Raw genomic sequence first — 22,685 nt, 5'->3', positions numbered from 1 at the left:
CCTATATGCTGGCTCTGAAGGTTCGAGACCGACATGAAACTCTTCGACTGCCCGCATTGCGGCCACCGTCTCTATTTCGAGAACGCCCAGTGCCTGAATTGCTCGAGCCTCGTGCTCTACGATCCTGAGCATGCGCGTTTTGCCTTGTCGGGTGTCGACGGCATCTTCCAGTGCACCAACGCCGACGAATGCGCCTGCAACTGGATGGCCGAGCCGGGACAGGCCTTTTGCCGCGCTTGCGTGCTGAACCAGCTGATCCCGGATCTCTCCGTCGACGGCAACCGCCGCCGCTGGATCCGCGTCGAGGCGGCGAAGAAGCGCGCCATCTATTCGCTGCTCGCCTCAGGGCTGCCGGTCGCGCCCAAGCAGAACCCTGCCGACGAGATCGGCCTTGCCTTCGACTTCCTGGCCGATCCGATCGGCGGCGGCCCCGGCGGCGAGCGCATCCTGACCGGCCACGACAATGGTCTGATCACGCTCAACGTCGCCGAGGCCGATTCCGCCGAGCGTGAAAAACGGCGCGTCGAAATGGGCGAGAACTATCGCACCTTGCTCGGCCATTTTCGCCACGAACTCGGCCATTACTACTGGGATCGCCTGATCCGCGACGATCCGCAAAGGCTGGAGGCTTTTCGCACCTTGTTCGGCGACCATCGAGCCGACTACGAACAGGCGCTGAAGACCTATTACGCCAATGGCGCGCCACCCGACTGGCAGCAAAGCCACATCTCGGCCTATGCGACCTCCCATCCATGGGAAGACTGGGCGGAAACATGGGCCCACCATTTGCACATCACCGACACGCTGGAGATGGTCCACGCGCTGAACTTTCCGCTCGGCCGGCTGGAGACCGTGGAGGCCAACGACTTGCCGCAAGGCGACACCGGCGGTGGATTGCAGGCGGCGCCATCGGAACCGGCCGCAGCACCCGAGCCTTTCGAAAAGATCCTCGCCCGCTGGCTGGTGCTGTCGGAGGCCTCCAATTCGATCAACCGCTGCATGGGCCTGCCCGACCTGTACCCCTTCGTCATTTCGGACGTCACGGCGCGGAAATTGGCCTTCGTTCACGACCTTCTGACCGGTTTGCCGCAAGATGCCGGAACAAATCGTGAGTTGGCGGGGGCATTTTAGCGGGAACGCATGCGCCGCTGCTCCGTTTTCGTGGCGAGGGATCATGAAAACGGAGAGAAACCATGAAATCCGTATTGTTTCCCGCGGTCGCCGGAATGCTGACGATCATGTCGGGCGCCGCGTTTGCCGACACCGCCGTATCCGCCGTCACCGCCGTCACCGCCGTCACCGATCTCAACGTGCGTGCCGGCCCGGGTCCGCAATATCCTGTGATCGGCGTGCTCGCCGCCGGTCAGTCGGCGACGCTCAATGGCTGCATCGAAAACAGCAAATGGTGCACCATCGCCGAAGCCGGTGGCCAGGGCTGGGTCTATTCCGACTATGTGACGGCTGATTTCGGCGGCAGCCGGGTGGTGCTGACGCAGCGCCCGCACGGATCCAGCACTGCCGTCGTCGCGCCGCCGGACGGCTACTCGACCGACTACACCGGAGCGATCATCGCCAGCGATCCGCTCAACGACGCCTTCCCGCCACCTCCGACCGAAGTCAGAACCTATGTCGACACGCATCGGCTCGACCCCGTCTATCTCGACGGCGAGGTGGTGACCGGCGCGACCTTGCCCGACACCGTCGAGCTGCGCGAAATCCCGGACTACAACTACCGCTATGTCTATGTGAACGGCCAGCCGGCGCTGATCGATCCGCAGACGCGGCGCATCATGTACGTGGTACGCTGACGCTGACGGGCTGACCGCTGCCAAGCGCAGCGGCGGTCGCCCTTCTCGCCGTGTCGCCACATCGGATCGGTCGGTGCGAATCGTCGAAGTCGGCGCTGCCTCTCATTGCCCTGGTCGGGCATTTCTTCCCGTAGAGCGGGAGAAAGACGCTCGCCGGCACGTCCGCGCCCTTTTTTGCAACTCTGGTAGGGCGCCAACGGTCTCCGACCAGGCACGATTGCGCCCAGGACGGCGATCCCCTAAATCATGCGACCTGAAGCACTTGCCCGGGAATTCGTGTGATCGACCCTGCCGCCTTCGAACGCTACCGGCATTCGCCGAACGCCAGGACGACAGTGCCGCGCCTGTTCCTGGGAGCGGCGATCGTGATCCTGCTCTGGGCCGCAACGACCGTGGCCGTGCTGATCGGCGGCACCTACCTCTTCCTTACCTGGCAGGCATCGGCGGCTCCGCCACCCGAAGGAGCGATGCAGGGGTTCCTCGCCTCGCCCATCGGCATCCTCACCGCGCTTACCTCTTTTGCCGGCATCTGGATTGGCCTTTGGATGGCCATGCGCTGGGTGCATGGCGAGCCCCTTTCGGCGCTCTTCGGTGTCAGCCGTCGCGTGTCGCTGTCAGGCTTCGTCAAGGGGCTGATCGCGGTGCTGATAACCTCGCTGGTGTCGGAGATCCTGCTCTATCTGTTGCAGCCCGAGATCGCCCGTGGCCCGATCAGCCTGTCGTCCTGGCTGCTGTTCCTGATCCCGATCGTCGCCCTCACCTTGCTGCAGACGTCTTCGGAGGAGGTTCTGTTCCGAGGCTATCTGCTGCGCGGTTTGGCCAACCGGTTCAGGAGCCCGTTCATCTGGGCGCTGCTGCCGGCCCTGCTGTTCACTTCGCTGCATTGGAGCAACAGTTCGTCGCCCGCCATCAACGCCTGCGTACTGGCCTCGATCGCCGCTTTCGCGCTGCTGCTGACGGTTGTGGTCTTTGCCACCGGCAATCTCGGAGCTGCCTTCGGCGCCCATATCGGCAACAATCTGACCGGATTCCTGCTCATCTCGCATCAGCAGAGCTACAATTCCTTCGCCTTGTTCGGCGCCAGGCCGCTCGAAGGGCCGGGCTGGACGACGTCGGATGCCGCTCTCATTGCCTTCATCGGCATCGCCTGCAGCCTGCTGACGGTTGTGCTGCTCCTGCATCCGCGCTCACCGCTGAACGTCGCGGCCAACAGATCGGAAGCGAGCAGCGCGAACTGATTCTGGCTCGGCGCGACACGATTGGCACGGGCATCACCCAGGCCTTGTCTTGACTCTGCCGCCGATTTCCTGTCTACACGCCCCGAATTCCGCGACGAGTATCCCTCCGAGCAAGCCGACCAGGACGCCGAAACCTCTAGGGGTGGAGTGCTGTAAATCGATCCTGGAGGCCAACACCCGGCAGCGCTGAGCGCCCCCGGGTGCTTTTTGGTTTTGGTTTTTGCTCGCCATGAGACTTGGACACCTGGCGCGAACGCATTACCTCTCCGGCACCATACGGGTGCCAGGGAAAAGGAAAACGAATGTTTGAATCGCTACAGGAACGTCTTGGTTCGATCCTGAACGGCCTGACCGGTCGCGGCGCGCTGTCGGAGGCGGATGTCTCGGCAGCACTTCGCGAGGTGCGCCGTGCGCTGCTCGAGGCCGACGTGGCGCTGGAAGTGGTGCGCTCGTTTACCGACAAGGTGCGCGAGAAGGCCGTCGGCGCTGCCGTCGTCAAGTCGATCAAACCCGGCCAGATGGTCGTCAAGATCGTCCATGACGAGCTGGTAGAGATGCTCGGCGCCGAAGGCGTCGCCGTCGACCTCAATGCGCCGGCGCCGGTCGTCATCATGATGGTCGGCCTGCAGGGCTCCGGCAAGACGACCACTTCGGCCAAGATCGCCAAGCGCCTTTCCGAGCGTCAGAACAAGAAGGTCCTGATGGCCTCGCTCGACACGCGGCGCCCGGCCGCGCAGGAGCAGCTCCGCCAGCTCGGCGAGCAGGTCAAGGTGGCGACGCTGCCGATCATCGACGGCCAGTCGCCAGTCGACATCGCGCGACGCGCCGTGCAGGCGGCCAAGCTCGGCGGCCACGACGTCGTCATCCTCGACACCGCCGGCCGCACCCATATCGACGAACCGCTGATGGTCGAGATGGCCGACATCAAGAAGGTGTCGAGCCCGCACGAAATCCTGCTGGTCGCCGACTCGCTCACCGGCCAGGACGCCGTCAACCTGGCCAAGAGCTTCGACGAGCGCGTCGGCATCACCGGCCTTGTGCTGACCCGCATGGACGGCGACGGCCGCGGCGGCGCCGCTCTCTCCATGCGCGCCGTCACCGGCAAGCCGATCAAGCTGATCGGCACCGGCGAAAAGATGGACGGGCTGGAGGAATTCCACCCCAAGCGCATCGCCGACCGCATCCTCGGCATGGGCGACATTGTCAGCCTGGTCGAAAAGGCCGCCGAAAACATCGACGCCGAGCAGGCGGCGGCGATGGCCAGGAAGATGCAGTCGGGCAAGTTCGATTTGAACGACCTCGCCGGCCAGCTTCAGCAGATGTCGAAGATGGGCGGCATGGGCGGCATCATGGGCATGATGCCCGGCATGGGCAAGATGAAGGACCAGATGGCCGCCGCCGGTCTCGACGACAAGATGTTCGGCCGCCAGCTCGCCATCATCTCGTCGATGACCAAGGCCGAGCGCGCCAATCCCGATATTCTCAAACACTCGCGCAAGAAGCGCATCGCCGCCGGTTCCGGCACCGACGCTGCCGAGATCAACAAGCTGTTGAAGATGCATCGCGGCATGGCCGACATGATGAAGGCGATGGGCGGCAAGGGCAAAGGCGGTGGCCTGATGCGCGGCATGATGGGCGGCCTTGCCTCCAAGATGGGCCTCGGCGGCATGATGCCGGGCATGGGCGGCATGGGCGGCGGTATGCCCGACCTGTCGAAGATGGATCCCAAGCAGCTCGAAGCGCTGCAGAAGCAGGCACAGGCGGCCGGCCTCGGCGGCATGAAGGGCCTGCCCGGCGGTCTTCCAGGCGGCGGTGGCCTGCCCGGTCTGCCTGGCGGCATGAAACTTCCGGGGCTTCCCGGTCTGGGCGGCGGCGGGCTGCCCGGCCTTGGCAAGAAGAAGTGAGGACGCGATGAACGAAGAAAAGGACATGGCCGACGCACGTACCATCCTGGCCGACTATCGCGCCTCGATCGACAACATCGACGCAGCCCTCATCCACATGCTGGCCGAGCGCTTCCGCTGCACCAAGGCGGTTGGCGTGCTGAAGGCGACGCATGGGCTGCCGCCGGCCGACCCGGCGCGCGAGCAGCAGCAGATCGCCCGCCTTCGCCAGCTGGCGAAGGATGCACATCTCGACCCGGATTTCGCGGAAAAATTCCTCAACTTCGTCGTCCGTGAAGTGATCCGCCACCACGAACAGATCGCCGCTTCCAACGGCGTGATGAAAGCCGGCTGAGTAACCAGCCACAACCAACTAACGAAATCAGAGTTTTTAGGAGAAAAGAAATGCCCTTGAAGATCAGACTGGCCCGTGCGGGCTCGAAGAAGCGTCCTTACTACCACGTCGTCGTCGCCGACGCCCGTTCGCCGCGCGACGGCCGTTTCATCGAGTCGCTCGGCTCGTGGAACCCGCTGCTGCCCAAGGACGGCGAGCGCGTCAAGGTTGACGCAGACCGCGTCAAGCACTGGCTGTCGCACGGCGCCCAGCCGACCGACCGCGTGCTGCGCTTCCTCGACGAGGCCGGCATTGCCAAGCGCGACGCCCGCTCCAACCCGAAGAAGGCCGAGCCGGGCAAGAAGGCGCAGGAACGCGCCGCCCTTTTGAAGAAGGCGCAGGAAGACGCCGCCGCTGCCGTCGCGGCCGCCGCAGCTGCACCGGCCGAGGCAGAAGCCGCCACCGCCGAATAAGCATTGCCTTATCGCATCCAGGAAACGGCGGGCCCAAGCCCGCCGTTTTGCTATTTCGACGTCTTTTTAGGATCAATAGCCCTGCGGGCAGCGCGCGACATAGACCCGTCCATAGCGGTCGCGGTAACGGCAGCGATCCGGTTCGCTGGCTCTGCCAATCAAAGCGCCTGCCACGGCACCAACCGCGCCACCGACGACGGCGCCTTCCACCGGGTCGTTTGCTACGGCCGCGCCAATCGCAGCGCCGCCAAGGCCGCCGACAGCAGCGCCTTTTTCCGTTTGCGAGCATGCGGCAAGCGGCACCAACAGGGCCATTACAAGCATCGTTTTCTTCATTGTCGTTCCTCTCCCAGCAAGACAGACCTCCGCCGCCAGTGAGTCTCTAACTCCCGACTCGGCGATTTGATCCAAGGAGAGGAAAAGGATTGCCGGCTCAGGGATTGACCACGATCGTTTGCCAATGATCCCAACCACTGCCGTGCTGCCAAAATCCTGGCAGGGCACGTCACTTTTCGCCGAGGCGCTTCAGATTGGCGAGGCCGGCCTCGAAATCCTTGCCGATCAGCGTGTCGAAGTTCATGAACAGGCCCATCAGCTTGGCGATGAAGGGCCGGCTGCCGCGCATCGCCCAGCTAACGGCCGTGTTGTCGCCGGACGGCGTCAGGGTGAAGTCGACGCTGTTGTTGGCCCTGAACGGCTTCTCGAAATCGAGCTTGAGCGACACCCGCGAGGACGGCACCGAATTGGTGATTTCCATGCGCCCCTTTCCGGCCTTGGCATTGCCTTCCCAGGCATAGGCCGCGCCCTTGCCGCTTGTCGCGCCGGACAGCGTGCGCTTCATCTCAGGGTCGAGCTTTTCGTAAGGCGACCATGCCGGCCAGCGGCTAAAATCGTTGATCAGCGGAAAGATCGCTTCCGGCGGCGCTTCGATGCTGGCCGAGCGGGTGACGACGAAATCATCAGGCCGTGTCGCGGCGTAGATGAGCACGGCGGCAATCAGGACCAGCAGGGCGATGGCAATGGTGGTGAACATCTAATTTTCCTTTGCAAATCTTAACGAGAAAACGGGATCAGCGCGCGCACCCGGGGGTCGCGCAGGTACAGGCCACCCCAAAGGATGACACCGAGATAGACGCCGAACAGCGTGTGCGAGAACAGCGGATTGTCGACACGCACATTGGTGGCGATGGCGCCGCCCATATAGGCGGTGAGCAGGATGGCGCCGAGCACCGCTGTGCGCGGCAAGGCGTAGAGCGCGGTCGAGACCAGACCGATGACGCCGAGCATGCGCGCGACATTCGCGTCGGCCGGCCAGCCAAGCGGCACCATGGTCTGGGTGACGATGTCGAGCGGCGGCAATTTGATGACGCCGTCGAAGATCATGAACAGGACGATGACGGCGCTGAGCGCGCGGCCGGTCCACAGGGCGCCTGATGAGACGGGCGCGGTTTCGGAAATGCTCATGGTGTTCCCTCCTGATGTTTCGAGCCCTTTTCACTGGGTCGAACCAAGGACGCGGCATGGGGTGGCAATCCTACAGGGTCCGGATTTTTTTGGCGCCGTAACGGCAAAAGAAGGCAGCGATGCAGATTGAGCCGTGTAGCGATACTTCGCGCCAGCGTTCGCGCTTCACATTGCGGCGGCAGACAGAACGCCGTGTCGAACACCTACGAAAAATAGAACTTCTCGGGCGGCAGCATTTTCGGTGGCGTCTCGCCGAGCGCCTCGAACACCGAGATCTCGCAGACACGGCACAGACCGTCGAGGGCGAGGTCGTTGGCCTCGGTGCCGAACGGATCCTCCAGCTCTTCCGACAGCGCATCGAGGCCGAAGAAGGTGTAGGCGATCAGCGCCGTGAACAGCGGCGTCGCCCAGCCGGTGCTCGAGATCAGGCCGATGGGCAGCAGCAGGCAGACGATGTAGGCCGTGCGATGCACCAAAAGCGTATAGGCGAACGGCAAGGGCGTGCCGGCGATCCGCTCGCAGCCGGCCTGGATAGCGGTGAGCGATGCCAACCTTTCATCGAGAATGCGAAAGCCGATCGGATCGACCTCGCTGGTCCGCCGCTGCGCGTTGGCGCGGCGGCCCATGCGCCTGACCATCTCGTCCGCGGGGTTGGCGAAATTTGCGGCCGTGTCGGCCTCGGCGGCAATGAAGGCGCGGGCGTCCTTCATGCTGTCGATCTTGCGCAACTGGCCGCGCAGGAAATGACAGAAGGCAAGCGCCTCCATCAGCAGCGCACGCTGTTCGGCCGGATCGGCGATGAGGCTGGTGGTGGCGCGCGCCAGATTGCGGATTTCGAAGACCAGCGTGCCCCACAGCTTGCGCGCCTCCCACCAGCGGTCGTAGGCGGCGTTGTTGCGGAACGACAGATAGATCGACAATGTCACGCCCACCAACCCGAACGGCGTGATGTTGAAGACGCTGAAATCGAGATGGAACTGGCGCGCCACGGCAAGAATGACCGCGGAATAAAGCGCAAAACCCAGGATCTGCGGCAGGATGCGTGGCACCACCGAGCCGCGCATGACGAAGAACAGCTGCAGGAACGTCGGGCGCGGGCGAACGATCATGGGGAGGCCTTTCACGGACCGGCACTGGTCTCAGCCTTTCTATTGTGCGAGGCAACAGACGGGCAAGCTCAGCCGTCAGCGACATCGCCATGTCGCCCGTGCAGCGCGTGTCGGCTTTCGGCACCCGCCGGTCGCGGATATGAGAAGCATGTGGGCTGCGGCCCGTTCCTGCATCGGACGAGAGAAGACAAATGACCGGCGAGACCGATCTGAAAAAGCTGCTGGCGACAATGACGCCGGAACTGCTGGCCGGCACCTATGTCTTCGTCACGCTGGCGCCTGGCGTCGCCCAGCCGGAAGGCCTCGAACCGGTGATGGTGTTTCGCGAACGCGAGGGTGTGACGCTGATCTTGCATGAGGATGCCGCGAGGAAAGCGGGGCTGACCGCTTCCTTCCGCAGTCGCATGGTGACACTGAACATCCATTCGTCGCTGGAAGCCGTCGGCTTCCTCGCCGCCATCACCACGCGGCTGGCTGCTGCCGGCATGGGCGTCAACCCGGTCTCGGCTTTCTACCACGACCATCTGTTCGTCCCCGCCGAGCGGGCGGAAGAGGCGCTGGAACTGCTGCGCCGGCTGGCCAAGGACAACGCCGGCTGAATCAGCGCCTGCGGACATAGAGGAGGTCCGGCAGGCCTTCCTCGTTGTTGGTGCCGTCGCCAAAACCCTCGGCAATGAACCCATGCCGCTCATAGAAGCGCCGGGCGCCGGTGTTGGCTTGGAAGCAATGCAGCTTGACCACCGGCAGGGCGGCGGTCGCGTCCGTCAGCAACCGGCTGCCGATGCCGTGTCCCGTCCGGGCCGGCTCGAGATAGAGCTGCTCCACCCATTCATTGCTGACGGCGATGAAGCCGACAGTCTCCTTGCCGGCCTCGGCGACCGTCACCTGCTGCCCTGGCAGCACAATGTCGCGGATGAAGGCAAGATCCTCGTCCGGCGTATGCAGCACCGGCATCCAGTCGAACGCGCCAAGCGCCGCCCGCAAAAGCCGTGCAATGTCAGCTGCATCCGAGCCGATGGCCGGACGCAGCACGACTTTAGCGCTATCGCTCACAATTGATCACCAATCGGCCAAAGGCCGAGCCCGCGGGCCACCGGTCGTCCGGCGCCCCCGCGGAGGGCCCGCCGCGGCAGCGGCGATACGGCCCGTGAGCGAAAACTAAGCCGCCTTCTTCTTCGGCTGGATCAGGCCGCGCTCGACCAGCAGCTCGGCGATCTGCACCGCGTTGAGTGCCGCGCCCTTGCGCAGATTGTCGGAGACGATCCACATCGACAGGCCGTTGTCGATGGTTGAATCCTCGCGGATGCGCGAGATGAAGGTGGCGTCCTCGCCGGCCGATTCCAGCGGCGTGATATAGCCGCCGTCCTCGCGCTTGTCCAAGACCTGGCAGCCCGGCGCCTCACGCAGGATATCGCGCGCCTCGTCGGCGGTGATCGGCTTCTCGAACTCGATGTTGACCGCTTCCGAATGGCCGATGAACACCGGCACTCGCACGCAGGTCGCAGTCAGCTTGATCTTGGGGTCGAGCATCTTCTTGGTCTCGGCGACCATCTTCCACTCTTCCTTGGTGAAGCCGTCGTCGAGGAAGACGTCGATATGCGGAATGACGTTGAAGGCGATGCGCTTGGTGAACTTCTTGACGTCGACGCTGTCGGCGACGAACACGGCGCGCGTCTGCGTGAACAGCTCGTCCATGCCTTCCTTGCCGGCGCCCGACACCGACTGGTAGGTGGCGACAACGACGCGCTTGATGGTGGCGAAATCATGCAGCGGCTTCAGCGCCACCACCAGCTGCGCCGTCGAGCAGTTCGGGTTGGCGATGATGTTCTTGCGCGTGAACAGCGAGATCGCGTCCGGGTTCACTTCCGGCACGATCAACGGCACGTCCTGGTCGTAGCGGAAGGCCGACGAATTATCGATGACAACGCAGCCCTGCTTGCCGATCTTCGGCGACCATTCCTTGGAGACATTGCCGCCGGCCGACATGATGCAAATGTCGGTGTCGGAGAAATCATACTGGTCGAGCGTCCTGACCTTCAGCGTGCGATCGCCGAACGACACTTCGGTGCCCTGGCTGCGCCGCGACGCCAGCGCCACGACTTCACTCACTGGAAAGCCGCGCTCTTCCAGTATGTTGAGCATTTCCCGGCCTACATTGCCCGTGGCGCCGACGACTGCAACCTTGAAACTCATAAAGATCTCCTGTCCCTCTCCGCTCGGTTTTTGGAGAAACCCCGCCGGCCGATGCGGGTTTCAACCCCCGGGCCGGACCCGGGAGAGGGTGGTTAGGCCAAGGGAATCAGACCGTTTTGGTGGTCGTTTTGCCAGTTTTGGCCAAGAACATGGTTTTGCTGGAACGAGGAGACGCGCCGACGCGCCCGGCCCAATGATTTGCATTGTGGCCAGGGAAATCGAATGCAAGAACCGCCATCAAAAGGCCGCGCATCGAAAACTGTCCTGTTCGGTGCCGGCTTTTACGCGGTTTGCGTCAAGAGTCAATCACTGCCAGCCGCCCGCTTTCCCGCGTGCCCTGTACAATAGCGGCTGCGCGAAGTACGAACGGCAAGATCGTTCGGCTCGTGGCGCTGTCAGATGGCGCTCGCCGACGGATGACCCATTGCCGGGCATACAAGAATCCGAATTCCGAAAGAGTAAGATGTCCAACTTCGAAGCTATTGTTCCAGCGCTTGCCAGGGCGCTGGAAAAACGCGGCTATTCCGAACTGACGCCGGTGCAGAAGGCGGTTCTGGCTCCCGAGCTCGGTGAGGCGGATGCGCTGGTGTCGGCACAGACCGGCTCCGGCAAGACCGTGGCCTTCGGCCTCGCCTTGGCGCCAACCCTGCTGGGCGGCGCGGAGCGCTTTGCCCATGCTTCGGCGCCGCTGGCGCTGGCGGTGGCGCCGACGCGCGAGCTGGCCTTGCAGGTGACGCGCGAGCTGGAATGGCTCTACGAGCTGACCGGCGCCACGGTGGCGTCCTGCGTCGGCGGCATGGACATGCGCAGCGAGCGGCGTGTGCTGGAGCGCGGAGCCCATATTGTCGTCGGCACGCCCGGCCGCCTGCGCGATCACATCACGCGGCACTCGCTCGACATGTCGGCGCTCAAGGCCGTCGTGCTCGACGAAGCCGACGAGATGCTCGATCTCGGCTTTCGCGAAGACCTCGAATTCATCCTCGACGCCGCGCCGGCCGAGCGCCGCACGCTGATGTTCTCGGCCACCGTGCCGCGCTCGATCGCGACGCTCGCCCAGGGCTACCAGCGCAATGCCGTGCGCATTTCGGCCGCCGGCGAGGAAAAGCAGCATCTCGACATCGAATACCGGGCGCTGAGCGTTGCCCAGGCCGACCGCGAGAACGCCATCATCAACGTGCTGCGTTTTTATGAGGCGAAGAACGCACTGGTGTTCTGCAACACGCGTGCCGCCGTCAACCATCTGACCGCGCGCTTCAACAACCGCAACTTTTCCGTCGTGGCGCTGTCGGGCGAACTCAGCCAGAACGAGCGCAGCCATGCGCTGCAGGCGATGCGCGACGGCCGTGCCAAGGTCTGCATCGCCACCGACGTCGCGGCGCGCGGCATCGACCTGCCCAATCTCGAGCTGGTGATCCACGCCGACCTGCCGACCAACCCGGAGACGCTGCTGCATCGCAGCGGCCGAACCGGCCGCGCCGGGCGCAAGGGCGTCAGCGCGCTGATCGTACCCAACAGTGCCCGCAAGCGCACCGAGCGGCTGCTGCAGAATGCCGGTCTCAAGGCGACATGGGCCAGCCCGCCTTCGGCCGACGACGTTATCCAGCGCGACGACGAGCGCATCCTTGCCGATCCGGCTTTCGGCGAGCCTGTGAAGGACGACGAGCGCGGTTTCATCGACGCGCTTCTCGCCCGGCATGGCGCCGAACAGGTCGCCGCCGCTTTCGTGCGCCAGTGCCGCGCCAGCCGCTCTGCACCTGAGGATCTCATGGAGATCGCGCCGTTCACGCCATCGCGTGAAAAACTGGCGGGCGAAAACTTCGCGCGCCGGGACGAGGCGCCCAGCCGCCGCGAGGATTTCGGCGTCAGCGTCTGGTTCTCGCTGTCGATCGGACGCCGGCAGAATGCCGAGCCGCGCTGGCTGATCCCGATGCTGTGCCGCGCCGGCAGCATCAGCAAGCGCGAGATCGGCGCCATCAAGATGCAGCCGGAAGAGACCTTCGTGCAGATCGCTGCCGATTGGGCCGACCGCTTCCTGGCGGCGATCGGTCCCGATCGCAAATTGCAGAACAACATCGTGGTGAAGCGGTTGGACGGCACGCCCGATCTGTCGCGGGCCGGCTATCAGCCGCCAAGCCCTGACAAGAAACCGCATCGCGGCAAGGCGCCGTTCGACCCCAACGCACCGAAGCGCAAATTCGAGAAGCGTGCGCCGGCGCCCGCATCGGCAGATCAGCGCCCCGCCGGCGCCTTCGCGGCAAAGCCCTGGGCCAAGAAGCCGGGCAAGCCGAAGTTCGAAAACACCGGCGCGCCGAAGCACAAGAAGGCGAAGAAGCGGCCCTCGTAGGATCCGGAAGCTGCTTCATCCGCCGCAGTGACGGCAGCCACGGCCTTGCCGATGGGCTCGGCCCTGTGCCACATCTTGGCCGGGACGTGGCGAGAGGGGGTGGCAAATGCGCGGCGAAGTGCTTCACTATGACGAGGATCAGGGCTTCGGCTTCATCACCGGAGCCGACGGCAACCGCTACACCTTCACCCGCGAGAGCCTGCGCCGGAAAACCGCCATGCCCAAGGGCACGGCCGTCGAGTTCCAGCCGGGCGGCGGGCAAGCGCGAGACGTCTTTTCGATCGCCGCTCAGACCGCAGCCCCGGCCCTCGACGCCGGCACGAGCGCCGCACAGCCCCAACCCGGCAGTAAAGCTGCCGCCGCTGCATCCCAGGCACAGCATTTCGGCCGTTCCTCCGAGCCTGCCGAACCCACCGATTTGTGGGGCTATTTCTGGCGCGGCGTGACGCGGAACTACTTCAACTTCGCCGGCCGCGCCCGGCGCAAGGAATATTGGGGCTACTGCCTTTTTTGGACGGTTTGCCTGCTGATCATTGGCGGCATCGGCCTGTTCACCGATATGGATATGGGCGATTTCGACAGCGATGTGTCGGCAGCGGTAACGGTTGGGCTTTGCGGCACCTTCATTTTGGCGACGTTCCTGCCCAGCCTCGGCATGATCGTGCGCCGGCTGCACGATATTGGCGTGACGGGCTGGCTCTGCCTGGTGATCCTCATTCCGACCATCGGCAGCCTGATCATCCTGGTCTGCGCGCTGATTCCGACGCAGGCCAGGGAAAACAAGTGGGGACCGGTACCGGCGGGCGTCAGGCTTTTACCCTAACGTGTATATTGCAATCATCGGCAATCCTGAGTAGTATTTGTACGACGCAATGTGAGAGGGGCGGCGCATGCGCGGCACGGTGTTCCACTACGACCAAGACCAGGACTTCGGCTACATCAACGGAAACGACGCCAAGCGGTATATCTTCGCTCGTAGCGATCTGCGCCAGGACGTGGCCCTCGTCAGGGGCGCTCTTGTCGAGTTCGAACCGGGCGACGGTACGGCGCACAACATAGTCGCCGTGGCCTCAACCGCGCCGTCGTCAAGCACCGCTCGGCCACGGCAGCCAGGACGTTCTGCCCGAAGCCGGGCCGCCTACTCTACAGGGCTGTGGGCTTACTTCTGGCGCGCGGTGATTGCGGATTATAGCAATTTCAACGGACGCGCCCGCCGCAGGGAATTCTGGGCTTTTTGGCTGTTCTATATTCTCGGGATGTTCGCGCTTTTCGGCTTCGGGATACTTGTTGACCTGGCGATCAACGGCTTCGAAACCAACGCGGACAGAACGCCGATGGGGGTCATAGGGTTCATACCCGTCCTGGCTTTCTTTTCGGGATTGATCCTGCCATCGATTGCGCTCGTCGTGCGGCGTGTGCATGACGCCGGTCAGAGCGGCTGGTTTGCCCTGCTCTGCTTCATTCCACCCATTGGCAGCGTTGCGTTGCTGGTCTTCGGATTCATACCGTCTCAGGTGGGCGACAATCCCTGGGGGCCAGTGCCGGCGGGCGTCAAAATCTAGCCGCCTTCAGCGCTTCGCCTGAAAGCCTGAGAAAGACCTTCTGGCCGTGGCGCTCGACGCCAAGCCGGTCATAGAAACGCAGCGCGCCCTCGTTCCAGTCCTCAGTGGTCAGGTCGATGCGGCCGATGCCTTCGCGCATGCAGTGGCCGGCGAGAAAGCCGATCAGCGCCCGGCCGACGCCGGCGTTACGGGCACCGTCCCGCACGAACAGGTCCTTGAGGAACAGCAATCGCTCGAGATCGATGCCGGGATGCGCGATCGCCACCGAGGCCAAGCCGCTGACCTCACCCTCGACGAAGGCCAGCGCGAAATGCGGATAGGCCGGGCTTTCCTCGCCGAGCCATTTCCGCGCCGCGGACAAGGCGCGGTCGGCAGCAAGAGGCGGCTGCCGGTAGTGAACAGCCATCTCGCACAGCATATCGGCGAGCGCCGTCGCGTCCCCGGTCGTCGCCCAGCGGACGTCGACTGCCACGGTATCAGCCGAGGAACTTGGCGATGATCGCGTCGCCCATCTGAACGGTGCCGACCTCGGTCATGCCCTCGGACAGGATGTCCTTTGTCCGCAGGCCTTCGTCGAGCACGGCGGCGATCGCGGCCTCGACACGGTCGGCTTCATCAACCATGCCGAAGGAATAGCGCAAGCACATGGCGAAGGAGGCGATCATGGCGATCGGGTTGGCGATGCCCTTGCCGGCAATATCCGGCGCCGAGCCGTGCACCGGCTCGTACAGCGCCTTGCGCTTCTTGGTCTTCACATCCGGCGCACCGAGCGAGGCCGACGGCAGCATGCCGATCGAGCCGGTCAGCATGGCGGCGATGTCGGACAGCATGTCGCCGAACAGATTGTCGGTGACGATGACGTCGAACTGCTTCGGCCAGCGCACCAGCTGCATACCGCCGGCGTCGGCCAGCATGTGGTCGAGCTTGACGTCTGAATAGCGCGCCTTGTGGGTCTGGGTGACGACCTCGTTCCACAGCACGCCCGACTTCATGACGTTGCGCTTTTCCATCGAGGTGACGTGGTTCTTGCGCGTGCGCGCCAGTTCGAACGCGACACCCGAAATGCGCTCGATCTCGAACGTGTCGTAGACCTGGGTGTCGATGCCGCGCTTCTGGCCATTGCCGAGATCGATGATCTGCTTCGGCTCGCCGAAATAGACGCCGCCGGTCAATTCGCGCACGATCAGGATGTCGAGGCCCTCGACCACCTCCTGCTTGAGCGAGGAGGACGCGGCGAGTGCCGGATAGCAGATGGCGGGGCGCAGATTGGCGAACAGCTCCATGTCCTTGCGCAGGCGCAGCAAGCCGGCTTCCGGGCGCACCTCGTAAGGCACGGCATCCCATTTCGGGCCGCCGACGGCGCCGAAAAGCACCGCATCCGCGGCCATAGCCTTCGCCATGTCGGCATCGGAAATCGCCGCGCCATGCGCGTCATAGGCGCAGCCGCCGACCAGGCCGTCCTCGGTGGTAAAACCGCTGCCGAGCTTGTCGTTCATGGCGGCGATCAGCTTCTTGACCTCGGCCATCGCCTCTGGACCGATGCCGTCACCGGCGAGCAGGAAAAGATGCTTCGTTGCCATGGAGAACCGTCCCGGAAAGAATTTGAACCGCGGCCTTGCTAAACGCCAAGCGACCGGCGCGCAAGCCTGCAGGTCACAACCGCAATCACCGATGCGAGAGAATGTTGACCAGCCTGCCGAACGGATCGCGGACATAGAAGCGCCGCACGCCCCAGGGCTCGTCGGCCGGGCCGTATTCGATGGCGAAGCCGGCGGTCTTCATCGCATCGAGCGCCGCATCGACATCGTCGACCTCGATCGAGAGATCCGGCACCGGCGAGCCGGAGCCGCCCTCGACGGCAAAGCTGATCTGGACGTCCATTTTTGCTTGCGAGCCGAAGGTCGCGATCCAGCCATGGTCCATGAGCACGTCGAGGGCGAGCACCTCCTGGTAGAAGGACTTCGCCGCCGCGATGTCTGATGTCTCGATGTTGGCAACGATCCGCCGGACTTTCATCGTCTGCCCGCCTTTCATGCCGTGCGCCGCAGCGCCGTCACTTCGATCTCGATCTTCATTTCCGGCTTGTTGAGCTGGCAGACGATCATCGTCGCAGCCGGCCTGACGTCACCGAACGTCTCGCCCAGGATCGGGAAGACGATATCCACGAAAGCGGCATCGGTGATGTAGTAATGCGCCCGCACCACGTCGGCAATCTCGAAGCCGCCATCCTGCAACGCCTTGCGGATGGTCGCCAGGCAATTGCGCGCCTGCGCCTCGACCGTGGCCGGCATCGTCATTGTCGTATAGTCGTAGCCGGTCGTCCCCGACACGAAACACCAGTCGCCCTGCACCACCGCGCGCGAATAGCCGGCTGTCTTTTCGAACGGCGAGCCGGTGGAGATGAGTTTTCGCATGGATCTCCTCACAGGATGTGGCGCCCATTTTGAAAGGAAGGAGACTTTCCGACCATAGGCCACGCAGAGTTGACTGTTGTCCCGACGCTGGGTCAAGCCGAGGGTAATGACGGCGCGATAGGCATGCCGTGCAAAGGCCTAATTCGCCCACCCCAGCGCCCTGTCCATGGCTTCCGCCACATCAACCGGCCAAGTCTCTACCGCAGGCCACGCGTCCGGCTTTGGCTCGCCGCTCATTTGGGCAAAAAATAGCTTTTGATTGGTTGGATCGACCGCCATGAACGTATCGACCCCGCAATTGTGCGGTGCACAGCCGCTGGCAAAGAAGACTCCTGACCCCGTCTTTTTGATGCCATCGCTGACAATCATGTGGGTCGCTATCTCGGTAATTTTCTTGCCGAGCAGACTTTCGGCCTCCCTGTAGACCCCTTCGTTACGGAAAATTTCAATCATATCGATCTTGGATGAATCGATATCTTTCCACCCTGTGCCGGGTTCAGGCGTGTAGGTTACATTGCCCAAGGTGACGAGCCCCTCGACCGGTGACCATCGCAGCAGAGCGCTCGAAGCCCCCGGCAGCAGGTAAGGCACGAAATAGATCACACCATCGGATATCGCGGCCTCTGGCGCGCCGCATCGGTTCTGATCTACCGTCGTGCTCCGGATCATGCCGCCTTTCGGCTTCCATACAATCACCTTGGCCGGGCTGCACAGATTGCCGCCGTCGAAGACGTTGACAAGCGCCACCTTGACATTCCCAAGGTCGACGATCTTGTCGATGTCGACCACATAGTTGCGGGCCAACTCCTTGCCGTCGAAGGCCAGTAATTTTTCTCCGTATTGCTTCTGCTGGGTGATGGTCAGCTGACCGCCTTCGAACGGAACCGACGTCGGCTCGTCGGCAACGCCCAGCGCCTGCGTTTGCGAAAACGCACTCGCGACCAATATCAGCACAACAGCCAGCCCGCAGGTACCCGAGAGAAGTGTCCGCACCATCACATTCCTCCAAAGCGGCAGACACGCGCGCAAGAGATGCAATCAGTTCGCCGACCCCAGCGCCTTGTCCAGCGCCTCCTTCACATCCGCCGGCCACGTCGCCACCGCCGGCCAGGCGTCGGGCTCGGGCTTGTCGCCGCGGCGGGCGAAATAGAGCTTGTGGTTGGCTGGGTCGACCGCCATGAAGCCGTCATTGCCGCCGCAGTCATGCGGCACGCAGCCGCTGGCGTAGAAGGCGCCTGAGGCGGTCTTTTCCGTGCCGCCGCCGACCAGCAGGCTGGTCGCCATGTCGGGCATGTCCTTGCCGAGCAGCTTTTGCGCTTCCTTGTAGACGGCCTCGTTGTGGAAGGCGTCGATGATGTTCTGGTACTTTTCCGGATTGATGTCTTTCCAGTCCGTGCCGGGTTCCGGCATGTAGGACAGATTGCCGGCAGTCGTCAGCCCCTCGGTCGGCGACCATTGCAAAGCCGGCTTCTCATCACCCGGCAACAGATAGGGCACGAAATAGATGGCGTTGTCGGACACCGCCGACGGCGGCGCGCCGCACTCGTCCTGTTCGACCGTCGTGCTCTGGATGGTGCCGCCTTCCGGCTTCCAGACGATCACGGTGGCCGGGCCGCATTGGTTGCCGCCATCGCCGACATCGAACAGCGCCACCTTGACGCCGCCGACCTCGACTATTCTATCGAAGAATACGTCGTAATTGGTGGCCAGCTGCTGGCCATCATAGGCAAGCACTTTCTCACCGTCCTGTTCCGGCTGGGTGATGGTCAGCTGGCCGCCCTCGAACGGCACAGGCGCCTGCTTGTCATCGTCGGAAGCATCGGCGGCGCCCGTACCCTGATCGGCGGCGGGCTTCTCGGCCGACGGCGCCAGCTGTGCCGCGGGCGTCTGCGTCTGGGCCTGACCCACAGCCGCCGTCAGCAGAAAAAACGCCAGCCCACAGGCGCCGGCAAGAAGCGAGCGAGTCATGATGATCCTCCGTTTCCCGAGATCATAGCCGGTCATCATGGAAACGAAACATCAGTCCGCACCGCAGCGCAGGAAAAGGCGCGCGGGGCGAAAAGCTGGTCAGGCTATGTGTTTCAGGCCCAAGGGCGCTGTTCGGCGTTCTTCTTCTCGAACGATGCGATGGCGCCGGCCTTCTCCATGGTCAGGCCGATATCGTCGAGCCCGTTGAGCATGCAGTGCCGCTTGAAGTCGTCGAGATCGAACGCGACCACGCCGCCATCGGGGCCGCGGATTTCCTTGGCCTCGAGGTCGATCGACAGGGTGGCGTTCGAGCCGCGCGAGGCGTCATCCATCAACTTTTCGAGATCCTCGGGACTGACGGTGATCGGCAGCACGCCGTTCTTGAAGCAGTTGTTGTAGAAGATGTCGGCGAACGAGGTCGAGATGACGCAGCGAATGCCGAAATCGAGCAGCGCCCACGGCGCATGCTCGCGGCTCGAACCGCAGCCGAAATTGTCGCCGGCGACCAGGATCTGCGCCTTGCGGTAGGCCGGCTTGTTGAGCACGAAATCCGGATTTTCCGAACCGTCGTCATTGTAGCGCATTTCGGCGAACAGGCCGGTGCCGAGCCCGGTGCGCTTGATCGTCTTGAGATAATCCTTGGGGATGATCATGTCGGTGTCGACATTGACGATCGGCATCGGAGCGGCGACGCCGGTGAGCTTGGTGAATTTTTCCATGGCTTTTGCCCGTGTTTTCGTTGCGGGGGGATTGCTGACGCACCGTTTACACAAAGCCGCAGGCAAATAAAAGGCAACTGTTTGTGCATGGCGCCCAAGCCAGCCGCGCGAAACGACTTCGATTTCGCCGGTCGATGGTGCAGTCTGGCGGTCATGGCAGAAAACTCCCATGTCCTCTATGCACGCGAGCCCGCGCTCGACCTCGCCGAATTCCGCCGTGTGCTGGTGGAATCCGGCCTCGGCGAGACACGCCCCGTCGATGACGGCGCCCGCCTGCAGGAGATGCTTTCGAGTGCCAATCTGGTGCTGACCGCGCGTCTCGACGTGGAGGGCAAGCCGCTGATCGGCTTTATCAGGGCCCTCACCGACTTTTCCTGGGTCTGCTACATCTCGGAGCTCGCCGTCTCCCAATCGGCGTAGGGGCTCGGCATCGGCAAGGGCCTGATGGACGAGGCGCGGCGGCAGCTCGGGCCATCCGTCGCCATCAGCCTGATCTCGATGCCCGACGCCGTCGGCTTTTACGAGCGGATCGGCATGAAGCGCATGCCTGACGCCTTCTGGTTCTCCCGCAAGGGCTGATATTTTTTTCCCATGTGCCCGCATCCAGCCGTCAAACGGCGTGGAAACTGTGCCTTGACATGCAACCAAATGGTTGCATATTAAAGCCATGAGCATGGATGCAGTCTTTCGCGCCTTGGCCGACCCGACACGCCGGCAATTGCTGGACAGCCTCCATGCCAGGAACGGGCAGACGCTGAACGCGCTGTGCGGTGTGATGGACATGACGCGCCAGGCGGTGACCAAGCATTTGGCGATCCTGGAGGAGGCCAACCTCGTCACCACCATCCGCAAGGGGCGCGAGAAGGAACATTACCTCAACCCGGTTCCGATCAACGAGATCGCCGAACGCTGGATCGGCAAGTTCGAGCGCCATCGGCTGGATGCATTGAGTGACCTGAAGAAACGCCTCGAAAGGGAAGACTGATGAGCAACAGCTTCGTTTACGTGACCTACATCCGCACCACGCCCGAAAAACTCTGGGAGGCGCTGACCGATCCGGAGTTCAACCGGCAGTTCTTCCTCTGCTCCTATCAGGAGAGCGAGTGGAAGGTCGGCTCCAGCTGGAAACTCATCTTCCCCGACGGCAGCGTCGCCGACAGCGGCGAGATCCTCGAAATCGACGCGCCGCGACGCCTGGTCATCAAATGGCGCAATGAATGGATGCCGGAGGTCAAGGAAGATGGCTACACGCGCTGCACCTTCGCCATCGAACAGGATGGCGAGTTGATGAAGCTTGCCGTCACCCACGAGGCCGACGGCCCGCACCGGCTGATCCCGAATGTCACCAAGGGCTGGCCGCTGGTGCTGGCGAGCCTCAAGAGCCTACTCGAGACCGGCAAGGGTTTCGAGCGTCCGCCATCAAAAGGGTGAAAGGCTCGTTTCGATACCGAAACAAAACGGAGAGGCACCGATGATGCACGTCCTCAAGGTACAGAGCATGACGAATGGCGAGACGATCATGGCGTCAGCCGAGATCGAAGCGCCTGTGGAACGCATCTTCCGCGCGCTGGTCACGAGAGAAATCGAGCAATGGTGGGGTTCCGCCGACACCTACAGCATGGCCGACTGGTCGGCCGACCTTCGCGTCGGCGGCCGCTGGACGGTTGTCGTCCGCACGGCCGACGGCAGGGACTTGCCGGCCGGCGGCGAATTCCTCGAGATCGAAGCGCCGCGCCGGATCGTGCAGACGCGAGCCTATGCCTGGGACCATCCGACGCTTGGCCGGCGGCAAACCACGGTCGCCTGGCTGCTTGAGCCGATCGCCACCGGCACGCGCCTCACCATCTGCCATGGCGGCTTTGCCGGGCTGGAGCAAGCGGCGGCTGAACATGCCGAAGGCTGGGGACGGGTGCTAAGCCGGCTGCAGGCTTATTTCGGGGCGGGTAGACGGGCGGCGGCTTAGCCGCGCGTCTCTCTCAAATCACATTCAATTCCCTAAACGCCCGCCCCTCCGCAACCCGGCCATAGCCGAACGCCGAGCAGTCCACCGTGCGGTAGCCGCCATGCACGATCAGCTCGGCCAGCGCCTTGCCGACCGCCGGCGCCTGCTGCAGGCCGTGGCCGGAAAAACCGTTGGCGAACAGGAAATTGCCGACTTGCGGGTGCGGGCCGATCACCGCGTTCTGGTCGAGCGTGTTGTAGTCGTAATGGCCGGCCCAGGCGCGCGTCGGCTTGATCGCCTCGAAGGCCGGGATGCGGGTCGCCAGCACTGGCCAGATGACCTCTTCGAACAGCGGCCAGTCGGGCTCGAAATCGGCGGGGTCAGCGGGACCGTCGCCCTCTTCCGGCTCGGCGCCACCGGTGATGTAGACCGAGCCTTCCGGCCGCACATAGATGCCCGAAGGGTCGACCAGCAGCGGCATGTCGGCATATTTCTCGCGCGCCTCGAAGACGAAGACGTTGCGCTTGCGCGGCTCGACCGGCAGCACCAGCCCGGCCATCGCTGCCACCTTGCCGGCATTCGGCCCGGCGGCGTTGATGACGGTACCGGCTTCGAGCGTCTCGCCATTGTCGAGGCTGACGCTGGTGACGCGGTCGCCCTGCCGCTCGATGCCGGTGACATCGGCGGTGATGAAATCGATCTTCTTGCTGCGCAGTGCCTTGCGGAACAGCATCAGCATCGCGTGCGCATCGAACCAGCCCTCACCAGTTCGGCCATAGGCGCCAGCGGTGATGCCTTCGGCCGACAGCCACGGGAAGCGGCGCACCAGGGTATCCGCATCCTCGAGCACGATGTCGGCGCCCTCGGCCATCTGTGCCTCGTGATTGGCTTTCAGGATCGGCAAGCCGTTTTCGCCGGCGAGGATGAGATAGCCGCCCTCGCGAAAGCCGATATCGGCATCGGTGCCGAACTCTTCCGTCAACCGCCGGAACAGTTTTAGCGTAAACTGCGACAGGCGGATGTTTTCGGGGATGGAGAACTGCTGGCGAATGGAGGCGCAGGACAGTGTCGTTGCCGCGTGCGCGAATTGCGGATCGCGCTCGATCAGCGCGATCGAGCCCGAAAACCCTTCCTCGCGCATATAATAGGCGATCGAGGACCCGACGATGGCCCCGCCGATGATGACGATGTCGTAGCGCACGCTTTTATGCCCTTTCCGGTTCGAGCCGCTGAT

General features: G+C 63.5%; 27 protein-coding genes and 1 pseudogene. 14 read left to right on the top strand and 14 right to left on the bottom strand.

Annotated elements, in window-relative coordinates; all coding sequences use genetic code 11:
* Positions 1–33 precede the first annotated feature (33 nt).
* The 6 genes from AC1D10_RS03095 to rpsP all read left to right on the top strand — a co-directional run bounded on the left by AC1D10_RS03095 (position 34) and on the right by rpsP (position 5,736).
* Complete coding sequence (locus tag AC1D10_RS03095) at positions 34–1,131, top strand: zinc-binding metallopeptidase family protein (protein ID WP_477268857.1); 1,098 nt, start codon at positions 34–36, stop codon at positions 1,129–1,131.
* A gap of 62 nt (positions 1,132–1,193) precedes the next feature.
* Positions 1,194–1,808: a DUF1236 domain-containing protein gene (locus tag AC1D10_RS03090; protein WP_477268856.1), complete on the top strand. Its 615-nt coding sequence runs from the start codon at positions 1,194–1,196 to the stop codon at positions 1,806–1,808.
* A 278-nt stretch (positions 1,809–2,086) separates the two neighbouring features.
* Positions 2,087–3,046: a lysostaphin resistance A-like protein gene (locus AC1D10_RS03085; protein ID WP_477268855.1), complete on the top strand. Its 960-nt coding sequence runs from the start codon at positions 2,087–2,089 to the stop codon at positions 3,044–3,046.
* A 302-nt stretch (positions 3,047–3,348) separates the two neighbouring features.
* The gene (gene ffh, locus AC1D10_RS03080) at positions 3,349–4,950 is read left to right on the top strand and encodes a signal recognition particle protein (protein ID WP_477268854.1); all 1,602 of its coding nucleotides are present in this window, start codon (positions 3,349–3,351) and stop codon (positions 4,948–4,950) included.
* A 7-nt stretch (positions 4,951–4,957) separates the two neighbouring features.
* Positions 4,958–5,284 carry a chorismate mutase gene (locus AC1D10_RS03075; RefSeq protein ID WP_111544094.1) on the top strand — a complete coding sequence of 109 codons (327 nt, stop codon included), beginning with the start codon at positions 4,958–4,960 and terminating at the stop codon, positions 5,282–5,284.
* Positions 5,285–5,334: 50 nt separating this feature from the next.
* Positions 5,335–5,736 (top strand): 30S ribosomal protein S16, encoded by a 402-nt coding sequence (rpsP, locus tag AC1D10_RS03070; RefSeq protein WP_184872646.1) that lies wholly within the window; start codon positions 5,335–5,337, stop codon positions 5,734–5,736.
* 72 nt (positions 5,737–5,808) lie between these two features.
* Here the strand turns inward: rpsP and AC1D10_RS03065 are convergent, their stop codons facing one another.
* The 4 genes from AC1D10_RS03065 to AC1D10_RS03050 all read right to left on the bottom strand — a co-directional run bounded on the left by AC1D10_RS03065 (position 5,809) and on the right by AC1D10_RS03050 (position 8,309).
* The gene (locus tag AC1D10_RS03065) at positions 5,809–6,072 is read right to left on the bottom strand and encodes a glycine zipper domain-containing protein (RefSeq protein ID WP_477268853.1); all 264 of its coding nucleotides are present in this window, start codon (positions 6,070–6,072) and stop codon (positions 5,809–5,811) included.
* A gap of 169 nt (positions 6,073–6,241) precedes the next feature.
* On the bottom strand, positions 6,242–6,769 hold the full coding sequence (locus AC1D10_RS03060) for an SRPBCC family protein (protein ID WP_477268852.1): 528 nt from the start codon (positions 6,767–6,769) through the stop codon (positions 6,242–6,244).
* Positions 6,770–6,789: 20 nt separating this feature from the next.
* Positions 6,790–7,200, bottom strand: a complete 411-nt coding sequence (locus AC1D10_RS03055; RefSeq protein ID WP_477268851.1) for a DoxX family protein — start codon at positions 7,198–7,200, stop codon at positions 6,790–6,792.
* 203 nt (positions 7,201–7,403) lie between these two features.
* On the bottom strand, positions 7,404–8,309 hold the full coding sequence (locus AC1D10_RS03050) for a bestrophin family protein (protein WP_477268850.1): 906 nt from the start codon (positions 8,307–8,309) through the stop codon (positions 7,404–7,406).
* Positions 8,310–8,500: 191 nt separating this feature from the next.
* Between AC1D10_RS03050 and AC1D10_RS03045 the strand changes: the two genes are divergently transcribed.
* Positions 8,501–8,908: an ACT domain-containing protein gene (locus AC1D10_RS03045; protein ID WP_477268849.1), complete on the top strand. Its 408-nt coding sequence runs from the start codon at positions 8,501–8,503 to the stop codon at positions 8,906–8,908.
* 1 nt (position 8,909) lies between these two features.
* On the opposite strand, the gene AC1D10_RS03040 is transcribed toward AC1D10_RS03045, so the two are convergent.
* Both AC1D10_RS03040 and AC1D10_RS03035 read right to left on the bottom strand, forming a co-directional pair.
* Positions 8,910–9,362 carry an N-acetyltransferase family protein gene (locus tag AC1D10_RS03040; protein WP_477268848.1) on the bottom strand — a complete coding sequence of 151 codons (453 nt, stop codon included), beginning with the start codon at positions 9,360–9,362 and terminating at the stop codon, positions 8,910–8,912.
* Positions 9,363–9,467: 105 nt separating this feature from the next.
* Positions 9,468–10,502 (bottom strand): aspartate-semialdehyde dehydrogenase, encoded by a 1,035-nt coding sequence (locus AC1D10_RS03035; RefSeq protein WP_379094426.1) that lies wholly within the window; start codon positions 10,500–10,502, stop codon positions 9,468–9,470.
* Between the two features lie 463 nt (positions 10,503–10,965).
* Between AC1D10_RS03035 and AC1D10_RS03030 the strand changes: the two genes are divergently transcribed.
* The 3 genes from AC1D10_RS03030 (at position 10,966) to AC1D10_RS03020 (ending at position 14,408) form a co-directional block, all read left to right on the top strand.
* Positions 10,966–12,846, top strand: a complete 1,881-nt coding sequence (locus tag AC1D10_RS03030) for a DEAD/DEAH box helicase (protein WP_477268847.1) — start codon at positions 10,966–10,968, stop codon at positions 12,844–12,846.
* 106 nt (positions 12,847–12,952) lie between these two features.
* Complete coding sequence (locus tag AC1D10_RS03025) at positions 12,953–13,669, top strand: DUF805 domain-containing protein (protein ID WP_477268846.1); 717 nt, start codon at positions 12,953–12,955, stop codon at positions 13,667–13,669.
* Between the two features lie 67 nt (positions 13,670–13,736).
* The gene (locus AC1D10_RS03020) at positions 13,737–14,408 is read left to right on the top strand and encodes a DUF805 domain-containing protein (protein ID WP_477268845.1); all 672 of its coding nucleotides are present in this window, start codon (positions 13,737–13,739) and stop codon (positions 14,406–14,408) included.
* Here AC1D10_RS03020 and AC1D10_RS03015 read toward each other — a convergent pair.
* The 7 genes from AC1D10_RS03015 to leuD form a co-directional block, all read right to left on the bottom strand.
* The gene (locus tag AC1D10_RS03015; protein WP_477268844.1) at positions 14,398–14,880 is read right to left on the bottom strand and encodes an N-acetyltransferase family protein; all 483 of its coding nucleotides are present in this window, start codon (positions 14,878–14,880) and stop codon (positions 14,398–14,400) included. The genes AC1D10_RS03020 and AC1D10_RS03015 overlap by 11 nt on opposite strands.
* Before the next feature lie 4 nt (positions 14,881–14,884).
* Complete coding sequence (gene leuB / locus AC1D10_RS03010; RefSeq protein ID WP_477268843.1) at positions 14,885–15,988, bottom strand: 3-isopropylmalate dehydrogenase; 1,104 nt, start codon at positions 15,986–15,988, stop codon at positions 14,885–14,887.
* Between the two features lie 85 nt (positions 15,989–16,073).
* Positions 16,074–16,424, bottom strand: coding sequence for a VOC family protein (locus AC1D10_RS03005; protein ID WP_477268842.1), 351 nt, complete (start codon positions 16,422–16,424; stop codon positions 16,074–16,076).
* 14 nt (positions 16,425–16,438) lie between these two features.
* Entirely contained in the window at positions 16,439–16,822 is a 384-nt protein-coding gene (locus tag AC1D10_RS03000) for a RidA family protein (protein WP_477268841.1), read from the bottom strand.
* 138 nt (positions 16,823–16,960) lie between these two features.
* Positions 16,961–17,818, bottom strand: coding sequence for a hypothetical protein (locus AC1D10_RS02995; protein ID WP_477268840.1), 858 nt, complete (start codon positions 17,816–17,818; stop codon positions 16,961–16,963).
* Positions 17,819–17,860: 42 nt separating this feature from the next.
* The gene (locus tag AC1D10_RS02990; RefSeq protein WP_477268839.1) at positions 17,861–18,790 is read right to left on the bottom strand and encodes a hypothetical protein; all 930 of its coding nucleotides are present in this window, start codon (positions 18,788–18,790) and stop codon (positions 17,861–17,863) included.
* A gap of 113 nt (positions 18,791–18,903) precedes the next feature.
* Positions 18,904–19,509, bottom strand: coding sequence for a 3-isopropylmalate dehydratase small subunit (leuD, locus tag AC1D10_RS02985; RefSeq protein ID WP_184872662.1), 606 nt, complete (start codon positions 19,507–19,509; stop codon positions 18,904–18,906).
* A gap of 153 nt (positions 19,510–19,662) precedes the next feature.
* Here leuD and AC1D10_RS02980 point away from each other — a divergent pair.
* The 4 genes and pseudogenes from AC1D10_RS02980 to AC1D10_RS02965 all read left to right on the top strand — a co-directional run bounded on the left by AC1D10_RS02980 (position 19,663) and on the right by AC1D10_RS02965 (position 21,472).
* Positions 19,663–20,088: pseudogene (locus tag AC1D10_RS02980) on the top strand (GNAT family N-acetyltransferase).
* A 94-nt stretch (positions 20,089–20,182) separates the two neighbouring features.
* Positions 20,183–20,494, top strand: a complete 312-nt coding sequence (locus tag AC1D10_RS02975) for an ArsR/SmtB family transcription factor (RefSeq protein ID WP_477269820.1) — start codon at positions 20,183–20,185, stop codon at positions 20,492–20,494.
* Positions 20,494–20,940: an SRPBCC family protein gene (locus AC1D10_RS02970; RefSeq protein ID WP_477268838.1), complete on the top strand. Its 447-nt coding sequence runs from the start codon at positions 20,494–20,496 to the stop codon at positions 20,938–20,940. Before AC1D10_RS02975 ends, AC1D10_RS02970 begins: the two co-directional genes overlap by 1 nt.
* 40 nt (positions 20,941–20,980) lie before the next feature.
* Positions 20,981–21,472, top strand: a complete 492-nt coding sequence (locus AC1D10_RS02965) for an SRPBCC family protein (RefSeq protein ID WP_477268837.1) — start codon at positions 20,981–20,983, stop codon at positions 21,470–21,472.
* Between the two features lie 13 nt (positions 21,473–21,485).
* Here the strand turns inward: AC1D10_RS02965 and AC1D10_RS02960 are convergent, their stop codons facing one another.
* Complete coding sequence (locus tag AC1D10_RS02960) at positions 21,486–22,652, bottom strand: NAD(P)/FAD-dependent oxidoreductase (RefSeq protein WP_477268836.1); 1,167 nt, start codon at positions 22,650–22,652, stop codon at positions 21,486–21,488.
* Between the last annotated feature and the right edge of the window lie 33 nt (positions 22,653–22,685).

It is taken from the genome of Mesorhizobium sp. P2_A8 (assembly GCF_056404935.1).
The sequence above is the reverse complement of the archived record's forward strand: the minus strand, read 5'-3'. Positions and strand labels throughout refer to the sequence as shown.